General features: G+C 56.7%; 12 protein-coding genes. 4 read left to right on the top strand and 8 right to left on the bottom strand.

Annotated features, from left to right (window positions below; translation table 11 throughout):
- Positions 1 to 8 precede the first annotated feature (8 nt).
- From AB0A83_RS16430 to AB0A83_RS16420, 3 genes are read left to right on the top strand one after another with little or no spacing between them, the layout of a single operon-like run.
- On the top strand, positions 9 to 1,367 hold the full coding sequence (locus tag AB0A83_RS16430; RefSeq protein WP_367154749.1) for an efflux transporter outer membrane subunit: 1,359 nt from the start codon (positions 9 to 11) through the stop codon (positions 1,365 to 1,367).
- Positions 1,364 to 2,485 carry an efflux RND transporter periplasmic adaptor subunit gene (locus tag AB0A83_RS16425; RefSeq protein ID WP_367154748.1) on the top strand — a complete coding sequence of 374 codons (1,122 nt, stop codon included), beginning with the start codon at positions 1,364 to 1,366 and terminating at the stop codon, positions 2,483 to 2,485. Before AB0A83_RS16430 ends, AB0A83_RS16425 begins: the two co-directional genes overlap by 4 nt.
- Before the next feature lie 12 nt (positions 2,486 to 2,497).
- The gene (locus AB0A83_RS16420; protein ID WP_367154747.1) at positions 2,498 to 5,590 is read left to right on the top strand and encodes an efflux RND transporter permease subunit; all 3,093 of its coding nucleotides are present in this window, start codon (positions 2,498 to 2,500) and stop codon (positions 5,588 to 5,590) included.
- A gap of 248 nt (positions 5,591 to 5,838) precedes the next feature.
- Here the strand turns inward: AB0A83_RS16420 and AB0A83_RS16415 are convergent, their stop codons facing one another.
- From AB0A83_RS16415 to AB0A83_RS16405, 3 genes are all read right to left on the bottom strand, one after another.
- A complete protein-coding gene (locus AB0A83_RS16415) occupies positions 5,839 to 6,078 on the bottom strand; it encodes a hypothetical protein (RefSeq protein WP_367154746.1) in 240 nt (79 codons plus the stop codon).
- Between the two features lie 85 nt (positions 6,079 to 6,163).
- A complete protein-coding gene (locus AB0A83_RS16410; protein WP_140913071.1) occupies positions 6,164 to 6,742 on the bottom strand; it encodes a hypothetical protein in 579 nt (192 codons plus the stop codon).
- Positions 6,743 to 6,826: 84 nt separating this feature from the next.
- Positions 6,827 to 7,216: a DUF5071 domain-containing protein gene (locus AB0A83_RS16405; protein WP_367154745.1), complete on the bottom strand. Its 390-nt coding sequence runs from the start codon at positions 7,214 to 7,216 to the stop codon at positions 6,827 to 6,829.
- A gap of 181 nt (positions 7,217 to 7,397) precedes the next feature.
- Here AB0A83_RS16405 and AB0A83_RS16400 point away from each other — a divergent pair, with 181 nt between their 5' ends.
- A complete protein-coding gene (locus AB0A83_RS16400; protein ID WP_367154744.1) occupies positions 7,398 to 8,486 on the top strand; it encodes an IS5 family transposase in 1,089 nt (362 codons plus the stop codon).
- 209 nt (positions 8,487 to 8,695) lie between these two features.
- Here AB0A83_RS16400 and AB0A83_RS16395 read toward each other — a convergent pair whose 3' ends face one another.
- From AB0A83_RS16395 to AB0A83_RS16375, 5 genes are all read right to left on the bottom strand, one after another.
- Positions 8,696 to 9,130 (bottom strand): hypothetical protein, encoded by a 435-nt coding sequence (locus tag AB0A83_RS16395; RefSeq protein WP_367154743.1) that lies wholly within the window; start codon positions 9,128 to 9,130, stop codon positions 8,696 to 8,698.
- 155 nt (positions 9,131 to 9,285) lie between these two features.
- Positions 9,286 to 9,831, bottom strand: a complete 546-nt coding sequence (locus tag AB0A83_RS16390; RefSeq protein WP_367154742.1) for a hypothetical protein — start codon at positions 9,829 to 9,831, stop codon at positions 9,286 to 9,288.
- 55 nt (positions 9,832 to 9,886) lie between these two features.
- Positions 9,887 to 10,387, bottom strand: coding sequence for a hypothetical protein (locus AB0A83_RS16385; RefSeq protein ID WP_367154741.1), 501 nt, complete (start codon positions 10,385 to 10,387; stop codon positions 9,887 to 9,889).
- A 35-nt stretch (positions 10,388 to 10,422) separates the two neighbouring features.
- Positions 10,423 to 10,920: a hypothetical protein gene (locus AB0A83_RS16380; protein ID WP_367154740.1), complete on the bottom strand. Its 498-nt coding sequence runs from the start codon at positions 10,918 to 10,920 to the stop codon at positions 10,423 to 10,425.
- A 60-nt stretch (positions 10,921 to 10,980) separates the two neighbouring features.
- Positions 10,981 to 11,436, bottom strand: a complete 456-nt coding sequence (locus tag AB0A83_RS16375) for a hypothetical protein (RefSeq protein WP_367154739.1) — start codon at positions 11,434 to 11,436, stop codon at positions 10,981 to 10,983.

Raw genomic sequence — 11,436 nt, 5'->3', positions numbered from 1 at the left:
ACCGGCTATTGGCCGCTTGGGTCTTGTGCTTTCTGGCCGGCTGCGTGCAGACCCCGCCACGCGATCCGTTGCAGGAAACGGTGCCGTTGCCGGTCAGCTGGCGCGCGCGGCCGGTCGCCGCACAAAAAGGCGAAGTCGGCGCATGGCTGGCTAGCTTTCGCTACCCCGACGCCGTCGCATTGGTGACGGCGGCTTTGGACGGCAACAACGATTTGCAGGCCGCCGCGGCGCGCATCCGTCAAGCCCGGGCTCAAGCGCGCATCGAAGGCGCGCCGGCCCGGCCGCAATTGGAGTTGGCGCCCGGCTTTGCGCACGCCGGCGCCGGCCGGGAGGCCCGGGCCTATGCCGACGACGGCACGCTGTGGACATTGCCGCTGAATTTGAGCTGGGAATGGGACCTGTGGGGCCGCATCGCGGATGCGCGGCGAGCGGCCGACTTGAGCGCCGACGCGGCTGAAGCCGATTGGCGCGGGGCGGGCTTGTCGCTGGCGGCGGCTACCGTGCAAACCTGTTTCGAGTTGGCGGAAGCCCGGCAGCGGCTGGCGGTGGTGCAAGCCTCCATAGACGACCGGGCGACCTTGGTCGATTTGCTGCAAGGCCGCTTCAACTTGGGGCTGGCGGACGGTCTGGATTTGAGCCTGGCCTTGACCGACTTGAACGACGCCCGCGCCGAATTGCAGGACGCCGATAACCGGATTCAACTCGGTCAACGCCGGCTGGACGTGTTGTTAGGGCACTATCCGGCCGGCGAAACCGGCTTATGCCGGCAACTGCCGGAGCTGCCGGAACCGTTGCCTGCCGGCCTGCCGGCCGAGTTGTTGACCCGCCGTCCGGATATCGTCGCGGCTTTCGCCCGGCTGCGTGCTCAAGACCATAGACTGAGCAGCGCGCGCAAAGCCTTGTTACCCCGGGTAAATTTAGCGGCCGGCGGCGGCAGTTTAGGCAATACCCTGGCGGATTTGAGCGATCCGCGTGCGGCGGCCTGGAATCTGGCCCTGGGCTTGAGCCAACCCTTGTACGCCGGCGACCGCTTGCAGGCCGATATTGATCTGCGCGCGGCGCAAAGCGACGAAGCCCTGTATCTGTACCGGCAAACGGTATTGAACGCCTTGCGCGAGGTCGAACAAAGTTTGGCCGCCGAGCGCAAGCTGCTCGAGCGCGAACAGGCCTTGGCCGGGGCGGTCAAGCAAACCGAGACCAGCCGGGAGCTGGCGATTTATTCCTACCGTAACGGTACCGTGGACATTTTGACTTTATTAGACAGCTACCGCAGCACGCTGACTGCGCAAGCCGCGTTGTTGCAGGCGCGGTTGAATCTGTTGAACAATCGCCTCGCGCTCTATTTGGCCCTGGGCGGCGGCGCGTGAGCGGCGGGAAGCGGAAATTCGTACTGCCGGCCGCGGTATTGCTGGCGGCTGCGGCCGGCAGCCTCTGGCTGGCCGCAGGTTCGGCGCCCCCCAGTGCAGCAAACGCGGCGCCGTTGCCGGTAGTCAAGGTGGTTAGCGTCAGCCCGCAACGCTTGCGTTTGCCGGTGCACAGCCAGGGGGTGCTGCAGCCGGTGCGGGAAATCGATTTGACCTCCGAAGCCGGTGGCAGGGTAGAGGCCGTGGCGGCGGGTTTTGTCGCCGGTGGCCGTTTCCGGGCCGGCGACGTGTTGGTCAAACTGGCCGGGCGCGCCTACGATTTGGCGGTGGTGCGGGCGGAAACCCAGTTAGCCGAAGCCAAACGCAAACTGGCCGAAGAGCAGGCGGCGGCCCAGCAAGCGCGCCGGGAATGGCAGGTGCTGGGGCAGGGTAAACCCACGCCGCTGTCGCTACGCGAACCGCAGCTGCAAGAGGCTGCGGCTCGGTTGAAACAGGCCGAGGCCGAATTGGCCGACGCCAAGTTTTTACGTAGCCGTTGCGAAATTCGCGCCCCCTTTAGCGGACGGGTGAAAGAAAAACGGGTGGGTACCGGACAAACGGTAGAGCCCGGTCAGGCGCTGGGGCGGATATACGCGGATGCAGCCGCCGAAGTGCGGTTGCCGCTGAACCAAACCCAGATCGGCTATTTACCGGACGCGGAGAGCGGTGCTACCGTGTGGCTGAGCGCCGAGCGCGGCGTGCGGCGGCAGGCGCGTATCGTGCGCCGCGAAGGCATGGTCGATGCGGCGACCGGTTTGGAATATTGGGTGGCGCGTTTGGAGGAGCCGGAACGCGATCCGGCCTTGTTGCCGGGGACTTTTCTGAGCGCGGAAATCGAAGGTCGGGAATTGGACGGCGTGTTCGAATTGCCGCGCGCGGCCTTGAACGCCGCCCAGGAAGCGGTGCTGGTCGTTGCCGGCGATACCTTGCAAATTCGCCGCCTGCCGGTGCTGCGTAGCGATGCGGAGCGGGTCTGGATAGGTGGCGGTTTGCAGGCCGGCGACCGGGTGGTGGTGTCCGGCTTGGACGCACCGGTCGCCGGGCAGCGGGTGGTCGTCGAGACCGGCGATGCCGAGCGCTAAGCGGATGCCGGCATGAGCGCTTCCCGGTCGAACGCCCGTTCCTGGCTAAGCTGGTTTGCCGCCAATCCGGTGGCCGCCAATTTGTTGATGTTGCTGATTTGGCTGGGCGGCTTGAGCGGCTTGCTGACCTTGCAGCGCGACGTGTATCCGCGCTTCAGTCCCGGCCAATTCGAAGTCGTCGCTTTTTATCCCGGTGCCGGGCCGGCCGACGTGGAAACCGCGGTCTGCATCCCGCTGGAAGAGGCAATACACGATTTGCCCGGTATCCACCATTTGGATACCGGGGTGTTCGAGGGGGAATGCCAGATCAAGGTCGGCGTTGCGCCCGGCCACGACCGGGAAACCTTGATGAGTGCGGCGCGCGGCCGGATCGATGCATTGACCCGTTTGCCGAAATCGGTGGAAAAAATCGAGGTGCGCGAAGCCCGGCGCGACGACGACGGCGTGATTTGGGTGGCGCTATACGGGCAGGTCGAACCTTTGGCCTTGAAAAACCTGGGGGAAAGAATACGCGGCGAATTGACGGCCTTGCCCGGCGTCAGCCAGGCCGTGGATTACGGGCGCATGCAATACGAAATCGGCATCGAAGTTGCGGCCGAACGTTTACGGCAATACGGCCTGACCCCGGCACGGCTGGCGGCGGCGATTCGCCAAGCCTCGCTGGATTTGGCCGGCGGCGCGCTGAAAACCCCGGCCGGCGACCTGTTATTGCAAGTACGCGGCGCGGCGCGTAGCGGCGATGCGATTGCCGATTTGCCGATTATGATCCGGCCTGACGGCGCGCTGTTGCGGGTGAGGGACGTGGCGACGGTCAAGGACGGCTTGGGCGAAAAGACCTTGTACTGGCGGCACGACGGCTTGCCGGCCCAGGGTTGGGAAATCCATGCCGAAGCCGGCGGCATCGGCGTGGCGCAGCAAGTGCGCGATTACGTGCAGCGTACCCAGGCCGGCTTGCCGGCCGGGGTGCGGCTGAAAACCTGGTGGGACGATTCGATCGCGTTCGAGCAACGCATCGATACCTTGCTGGAAGACGGGCTGAGCGGGTTCGTGCTGGTCTGGCTGGTGCTGACCTTGTTTCTGCGCGCCCAGGTCGCCTGGTGGGCCGGCATGGGTATCGTCACCTCGGTGCTCGGTACCTTATGGTGCATGCCTATCCTGGGTCTGTCGTTGAACATGTTGTCGTTGTTCGGCTTTTTGCTGGCGATGGGCATTTTGGTCGACGACGCCATCATCATCGGCGAGAGCGTGCACAGCGAGCAACAGCGGCCGGGCGTCGATCCTTTAAGCGCGGCGGCGGCCGGAGTGCAAAAGGTCGCATTGCCGGTGGGCCTTTCGATCGCCATTGCCGCGGCGGCGTTTTTGCCCGGTCTGTTTTTGCCGGGATGGAGCGGGGCGATGATGCGGCCCATCGTCTGGATCATGATCTTGACCTTGCTGTTCTCGCTGGCGGAAGCCTTGTTGATTTTGCCGGCGCATCTGGCTGTGCCGGCCGGCCGGCCCGAGCGCTTTCCCGGATTGGCGCGCTGGCGGGACGGCGTCAACCGGGGCTTGCACGCCTGGATCGTCGGCCGCTACCGGCCGTTGCTGGCTTGGGCTTTAGACAACCGCTACTTGGTACTGTCGCTGTTCCTCGCGCTATTGCTGCTGACCGGCGGCTTGTATGCCGGCGGTCATGTACGCCAGGCGATGAATCCGGACATCAGCAAAGACGCGTTCTGGGCCCGTTTGAGCGTGCCGCCCGGTACCGCGCCGGGGCAAACCCGGGCGCTGGCCGAGCGGGTGGAGCGGGCGCTGCTGGATTACCGCGACGAACTGGAACGCGCCGAGCCGGGATATGGGGTGTTGATTGGCCAGGAAACCTTGATTTGGGAGCAGGAGGCCGGTTTTTGGCTGGAATTGTCGGCGCAGGCCAGGCAGCGCATCAAAGTCGACGATTTCGTGCGCGAATGGCGCCGCCGCATCGGCGAGCTGGGCAGCGCGCGCCTGGATTTCATCGTCCGCGAAGGCGATGTGCCTTACGACATCGTGTTGAACTTGGCCGCGGCCGATCCGCAACGCTTGCGCGAAGCGGCGGCGGCGTTAAAGCGAACGCTGTCGGCTTATCCCGGCGTTTACGACGTGCTCGATTCCGACATGGCCGGCAAGCCGCAGTTGCGCTTGCACCTGACCGAAGCCGGCGCTGCGCTGGGCTTGAGCCTGGACGATCTGGCCGAGCAAGTCCGCCAGGCGTATTACGGCGCGGAAGCGCAACGCTTTCAGCGTGGGCGCAGCGAAGTCAAGGTCATGGTGCGTTTGCCGTTAGAGCAGCGCCGCAGTTTGGACGACTTATATCGTTTGCCGATTGTTTTGCCGGACGGCAACTACAGCGTGTTGGCCCACGTCGCCAAGCTGGAGTTCGAGCCGGGCGTGTCGCAATTGACCCGCCGCGACCGGCAGCGGGTATTGGAAGTTGCGGCGCGGGTCGATCCGGCGTTGGCCGATTTGAACGCGATATACGCCGATCTGGAAAGGCAAGCCTTGCCGGCGCTGCACAGCCGCTTTGCCGGCTTGCAGGCCGAATTCGGCCGCGAACGCCAGGAACAGCAGCAGACCTTGCGGGTGTTAGCGCGCAATACGGCGATGGCCTTGTGCGCGATTTACGCGATGATCGCCGTGGCGTTCCGTTCCTACGCCTTGCCGTTGGTGTTTTTGCTGGCCGCGCCGCTGGCCTGGTGCGGCGCGGTGCTGGCCCACGCCGCGCTGGGCATGCCGCTGTCGATGGAGTCCTTGGTCGGCATGATTGCGGCCAGCGGGGTGGTGGTCAACGATTCCATGGTGCTGTTGGATTACATTCACGAGCACAAAGCCCGGGCCACGGATCGTCTCAGTTTGATAGCCGATGCCTGCACCGCCCGGTTTAGGCCGATTTTTTTGGCCTTTATCACCAACTTTGCCGGCTTTTTGCCGACCTTGCTGGAGAGCAGCGAGCAGGCGCAATTTTTGGTACCGATGACCTTGTCGCTGGCGGCGGGTTTGCTGTTCGGCATGCTGGCCAGTCTGTTGCTGACGCCGGTTTGCTATGCGGTATTGCAGGATTGGCGGCGCAGCGACGATCCAACGGTCTAAGGTAGGGCGCCATATACCGACCCTTATCACGGTTCTGTGGGCAAACGAGCTGCGGCTCTCTCTGACCTGATTAACGTAGTGGAGTCTGGTTGATGTGCCGGTTGGCTTTCACTTGCTGACGAACTTGACCACCGGCAATTGGATTGCGTTAAAGTCAACTTAGAGCTAACCGGCGCTGCGCGGCTTTATCGCGCAGCGTCCAGCGACTGAAAGGAGAGAGGTTGAGCGCCGGGTTAGGTAGCGGAGGACTAGGGTTCATCGCGCAACCGCTCGCGTGCTTCACGCAACAACTCTGGATAGTCTTTATCAAACGGCATGACTAGGTACTTTTCAAAAACGCAGCAGAGGTTCCAGAGTGCGCGTTCTCCAGCTTGATCCTCGATGCCCAATTTTTCTGTGTTGCTGAATCGTTGAAGAAATTCAAACAAGACAATTGCCTCGTCGGAAGTGATCTTAAATTGGACATCAGGTTGATCTTCGGGGGCCATTCGCTTGCTGCCTAACGCCAGCGTAACGGGCCGGTTTGGAGCGCCAGCGGAAAACCGGTCACGTTGACGCAATCGTTATGTTTTTTCATATCCATCCTTTGAATTCATGCACTTTGAAGTCTTTAGGCGTTAATGATTTTTCATACTCGCACACTTCATTAAGTGCTTGGGAAACTATCGTATCACTACTAGGCCATGCGTCTGAAAACGCTTGCCAGCAGATACCTTTCGCTATCTCGGTAAGTGTTGCAGATGCAAGTAACGCCATTCTCAGATCAAAAGTGTCCGATGAGCCAAAATTGAATAAGGTTGATTTCGTGCATTTTTTAAGCCGTTGATCTATTTCCGCATTAGCGAAATATGCAACGGGTACTGGTTTTCTCAAGAGTTTATCTATCCATGATTGCTTAGGCTGCTTTATATGCTTATTGACATCGAAATGGTCGTAATAGAACTCAAACCCTGCATAGTAATCTTTGCCTATTAAGTCAGGGTGAGAATGGTCCCGTATATTGATTTTAAAAGGCAAAAACCCCGAATGCGTGCGAAACGAGAACTCGGGATGAATTTGGCAAGACATGCCGAGCTCTTGCATTTTTTCTAACCAAATTGGAACGATTGAATCGTCCAACTCATTTAGAAATACATTTATATCCATACTCATGGTATTTCGCTCCGAGAAACATAACGCCAGCGTAACGGGCCGGTTTGGAGCGGCAGCGGAAAACCGGTCACGTTGACGCAATCGTTAGTCCATTTCATCAATAGCCTCCTGAGCTACACGATACACTTCTTCTAAAATATCAGTTTTTGAAGGCATTTTTGCTATTAACTCCAATTCGGCAGCCAGTTTTCGCTTTACATCCATGCGCATTGGCTTAATAACAAACTCAATACAGTTGTACTTCCAAATGCCGTCTTCACTATGCAGAACCTCTAAAAGATGAGGAATTACAGGCTCACCGATTGAAGCTAGCAAACGCGATAAAGGATATGCAACTGGCCAGTTAATATCTTGAACCCACTCTAAAAGCTGAGGCAGGATAGGTGCGATAGCTGGATATCCAAGTTGGGACAACCGGTCAACACACTCGAGGTCGTGCTTGTCCTTGGGAATTAGCGAGTGAGTATCGGACATTTTCTTAGCCTAACGCCGAGCTAAGGGGCGCGCAGCGAAGCGGAGCGTCCCTTTTAGCAGGCTGTTGATTTTATCTCCCCTGTAACCCGCATTGGCTGGTTGAGTCAGATGTGTTGGCAAATCATAAAGTATTGTTCTAAATGATAAAATAGTTCTATCTCCAATATATTGCACTGTCCCCATGCGCGGCGCCGACATTACTCAAGAAGACCTGTTCAGTTACCGAACCCTGGAAAGCCGGATTCCCAAAAAGCATCCGCTACGCAAGCTGCGTCAAGTGGTCGACTTGTTGCTCGCCACGCTAAACGACGAGTTCGACGCGCTCTACGCTCGTCGCGGTCGAGATTCCATTCCGCCGGAACGCTTGTTGCGCGCCAGTTTGTTGCAAGTGCTATTTTCCATCCGTTCGGAACGGCAACTGGTGGAGCATATCGACTTCAACCTCTTGTACCGCTGGTTCGTCGGCTTGACGATGGACGACGAGGTATGGGATCACTCGACCTTCAGCGCCAACCGCGACCGTTTGCTGAATGAGCGGATCAGCCGCTTGTTTTTCGAACGGGTACTGGCCTTGGCGGATTGGAAAAAGCTTGTCTCCGACGAGCACTTCTCCGTAGATGGCACACTGATTCAAGCCTGGGCCTCGCACAAGAGTTTCGTCAAGAAAGACGGCTCGACCCCGCCGCCGGAAGATGGCGGCCGCAATCCCACGGTCAACTTCAAGGGCGAGAAACGCAGCAACGAAACCCATGCCTCGACTACCGACCCCGATGCTCGGCTGTACAAAAAGAGCGAGGGCGACAAATCGCAGCTGGCTTTCCTCGGTCATGCCTTGATGGAAAATCGCAACGGCCTCGTCGTTGACGTCGAAGTCACCCAGGCCACCGGCACCGCAGAACGCGAGGCGGCCCATGCCATGGTCAAACGCACGATCCACAAACCGGGCGCGACCTTGGCCGCCGACAAAAATTACGATACGCAGGATTTTGTCGCCAAGTTACGCCAGCGCAAAGTCACGCCGCATGTCGCCAGCAAGGAAAAAGGTTCGGCCATCGACGGACGTACCACACGGCATGAGGGTTACCGGAAAAGCCTCAATGTCCGCAAGCGGATCGAAGAAGTCTTCGGTTGGGCCAAGACGGTCGGCCCGCTACGCCAAACCAAGTTCCGGGGGTTAAAGAAGGTCGCCGCGCAAACAATTTTTACCTTTGCCGCCTATAACCTGACTCGGATGGGCGCCATTTTCGGCTGGCGATACAGTACCGCCTAGGCGGTAGTGCGCCTGAAATCCGCCAAAAGGCGGAATTTAACGCCCTTCGGGGCGAATATAACCGGCTAAAACCGGTTTTTGAGGCCTGATCGGGCTTCCAGAGGCTCATCCAAACCAAAAAATGGTTTTGAAGCCGAAGGCATATAGGCAAATTTCAACACCCTGTTAGCGACGTGTTATGCCCAATATTGTCATCATGAGAGATATCACTATGATTTTGCCGCAGTGTAAAAACCAAGAATAGCGCCAGAAATGGGAGCCAAAAAAGTACTGAATAGCAGAATTCTAGAAACATAGCCATGCGCCATAAAGTTTTGTATAAAAAATCCCAAGAAGAATATAGATAGCACTATTGCACTAATAAGTGTATTGGAACGCCTTGTCAAATAAATCTTACGTATTCTATATCGAAATAAATTTATTGAAAGTATTGATAAGCCACTTAGCAGAACTGTTAATCCAATCTCAAAGTAAGATATTAATAACTCATTATAAGAAAACGCCAGAGTTTGTTTTTGTGAGATTAAGTAAATGACATTTGCTAAAGTAATGCCTAATGGCGGCCCAAAAATACCGAAAATAGCAATAAAACGAATAGAGAAGCGTAGTATTTTAAAGTCCAGGGTAAGTTGATCATGAGGCATATCTAAAACATCCTAAAATTAATTTTTGGCTTTACGAGACAGTGTTGCTTTGCTTAACGCTCCTTCTGACAAGTATGTGCCTGCATAACGCGAAGCTCAGCGGCGCCGAAAAGGCGGTAGCCTTTTTGGCGTCCGATGGAGCGACTGGTTATGCATCATTGCTCTTGGTAATAGCCAAAATCCGCCGCCAACATTTTCATGAGCGCGTCATACCTGAGGCGCAACTCCGACAAACTTGTCGGCTGGGTAGAAAACCACCGCGAAAAGGCGTTGTCCCACTGAGGAAGCTTTTCAAATTGCCATGTCTCCGTTCGAATCTTCGCATCCTCAGCAACGCCGGTATAGGTTTCAAAGGCGGCATTCATGAAATCCATGTATGCGTGAAATGCTGCATCGGACCAGTAAGGGCGGCTTGTGTACATGGTTTTGTCCACCCGCCGCTTCTTTTCAACTATTTGTTGCGCCGTGAACTCTTTCCAGTTCCCCACTTGGGTTAAGAAGACAAAGATGTCGTTAATATCCGTCTTGACCTCTTCGTATATCTCAACCCGCCTTTCGATGATCCGTCCATTCAGGCTTGCGCGCCGCTCGTAGTCAACGGCAATGTTCTTGGCCCAGATACCTAGCAGGAGAACGATGATCGGTGTTGCCACGGACGCGATCACCTTAATGGCCTCAAGTCCCAGGCTGGCGTCAGCCATCGTGGTGCCCCTTCGATTTATGCATAACGTCTGACATAACCGGCGCTGCGCGGCTTCATCGCGCAGCGTCCGTGTTGATGGATGGGTTAGGCACTGAATCAGGAAAGCGAATGTCACCAGCTTCTGCAAGGAGCAATGTAGCTGGTGCAAAGCTGTGCATTGCACTCGGGTGTTGCGGCGCTAGTTCAACCCATGCATGTAGCAATGACGTTCCAACTTCCATACGCTCAAATAGCTCCCGAAAAAACCTACTGAATCCATCTGCATTGCGATTTAGTGTCAGCACCAGATTTGCAGACTTCTCGCCCGGAAGCGCCGCAGACTTTTGTGCAGCGTCAGAAGAATTGGGAGATGCGAGCACAATCATCGTTGCGCTCGTAAGTTTTGCGACCTGTCGAAGCCCCGCCGGGACATCGATACCAGCAAGCGTTCCGTCTTCGCGTAGGTGAGAGTAGAGGAACAATATCTCGCAGCTCGGAAAGCGCGTTACAGGAGCGATGTTCGTGTTTTTGAACATGGAGCTAAGAGCCGCCGCATCTTCATTCAATAGTGGCACGAGGTCATCGCCACTCAGATTGGCAAACCCAATCGTTAGCGGAATGACCTTCGGTCGGTTCTCGGTTCCCGCCCCCCAGAAGAGGGAATCTGTTCGAGGTAAAGCACACTTCGGGGATGAAAGATCAGGTAAGACCATATGGGTGCATTGGGGCCATAAAACATCTTTTTGATGCCGCACTGAAGATGACATGACTGGTCTCTTACCACATCTACCATGACGCTCAAACTGCGCAGCCAGTCAAGGCGAACCTCTACGGTGTGTTCTCCGGGAGCGACACCAAAATACTTCACCTCTTCAGGTGAAACCTCGCCAATCTTTTGTCCGTCAATATAGATATTGAAGGGGCGCAACCAAAGTTTCCCTCCATCGCGCTCGATGCAAATCGATGTTTGCGGCCGGGTAGTCAATTGCGCTTGCCGAGCCGTTGCAATACGCATGAGCTGCTTACGGTAGGAGATTCGCCCCCAAATAGCAGCGATAGCAATAACCAAGACGAAACCACCAACAATTAGATAGATCAGCGGATCCATTTGGAGCAGTGCCTAACGTGAAATTGAGGGCGCCGATAGGCGTCCCTCTCGAATGCCGGGTTAGACCACAACTTCAATGGACTTAAGGAACTTAGATTTTCGACCTTCAAGTTGAGCCTCCAATCTTTCTACGATATGTGGGTGCGCCCAAACGGCACATGTTTCTAACCCTCGCAGTTCATCTGGTGTCGCAGGCATCTCCACACCTTCGAAATAGATGCTTAACTTTCCAGATATACAATCCTTCTTGGCATAGTGCTGAGGTTTCGCGAATTCTTCAGGTATAGCCGCCCTGCCAATCTTAGCCCACCCATAACGATTTGGCGTGTCGTTGAATACCACTACACGGAACGCTACTGGCAAGGCCATTACTTCATCAACTGATAACTCCGCAATATTGGCGGCCAAGAAAATGCGTGCGGTTCCATCGGACAGCCATTGTGCATAGGCATGATGTCCTGCTGCGGATAGCGGAAATTTGAGGACATCGCCTGGTTTTTTAATGATGCGTGGCAT

This window comes from Methylomonas sp. HYX-M1 (genome assembly GCF_040741385.1).
Classification (GTDB): Bacteria; Pseudomonadota; Gammaproteobacteria; order Methylococcales; family Methylomonadaceae; genus Methylomonas; species Methylomonas rhizoryzae.
Note: the sequence above shows the minus strand (reverse complement) of the source record. Positions and strands in the feature narration are given on the sequence as shown.

Excerpts from the sequence above, each read along its gene's own strand:
- AB0A83_RS16420 (WP_367154747.1), top strand. The coding sequence starts at position 2,498 with ATGAGCGCTTCCCGGTCGAACGCCCGTTCCTGGCTAAGCTGGTTTGCC.
- AB0A83_RS16415 (WP_367154746.1), bottom strand. The coding sequence starts at position 6,078 with ATGGCCCCCGAAGATCAACCTGATGTCCAATTTAAGATCACTTCCGAC.
- AB0A83_RS16410 (WP_140913071.1), bottom strand. The coding sequence starts at position 6,742 with ATGAGTATGGATATAAATGTATTTCTAAATGAGTTGGACGATTCAATC.
- AB0A83_RS16405 (WP_367154745.1), bottom strand. The coding sequence starts at position 7,216 with ATGTCCGATACTCACTCGCTAATTCCCAAGGACAAGCACGACCTCGAG.
- AB0A83_RS16400 (WP_367154744.1), top strand. The coding sequence starts at position 7,398 with ATGCGCGGCGCCGACATTACTCAAGAAGACCTGTTCAGTTACCGAACC.
- AB0A83_RS16395 (WP_367154743.1), bottom strand. The coding sequence starts at position 9,130 with ATGCCTCATGATCAACTTACCCTGGACTTTAAAATACTACGCTTCTCT.
- AB0A83_RS16390 (WP_367154742.1), bottom strand. The coding sequence starts at position 9,831 with ATGGCTGACGCCAGCCTGGGACTTGAGGCCATTAAGGTGATCGCGTCC.
- AB0A83_RS16380 (WP_367154740.1), bottom strand. The coding sequence starts at position 10,920 with ATGGATCCGCTGATCTATCTAATTGTTGGTGGTTTCGTCTTGGTTATT.
- AB0A83_RS16375 (WP_367154739.1), bottom strand. The coding sequence starts at position 11,436 with ATGCCACGCATCATTAAAAAACCAGGCGATGTCCTCAAATTTCCGCTA.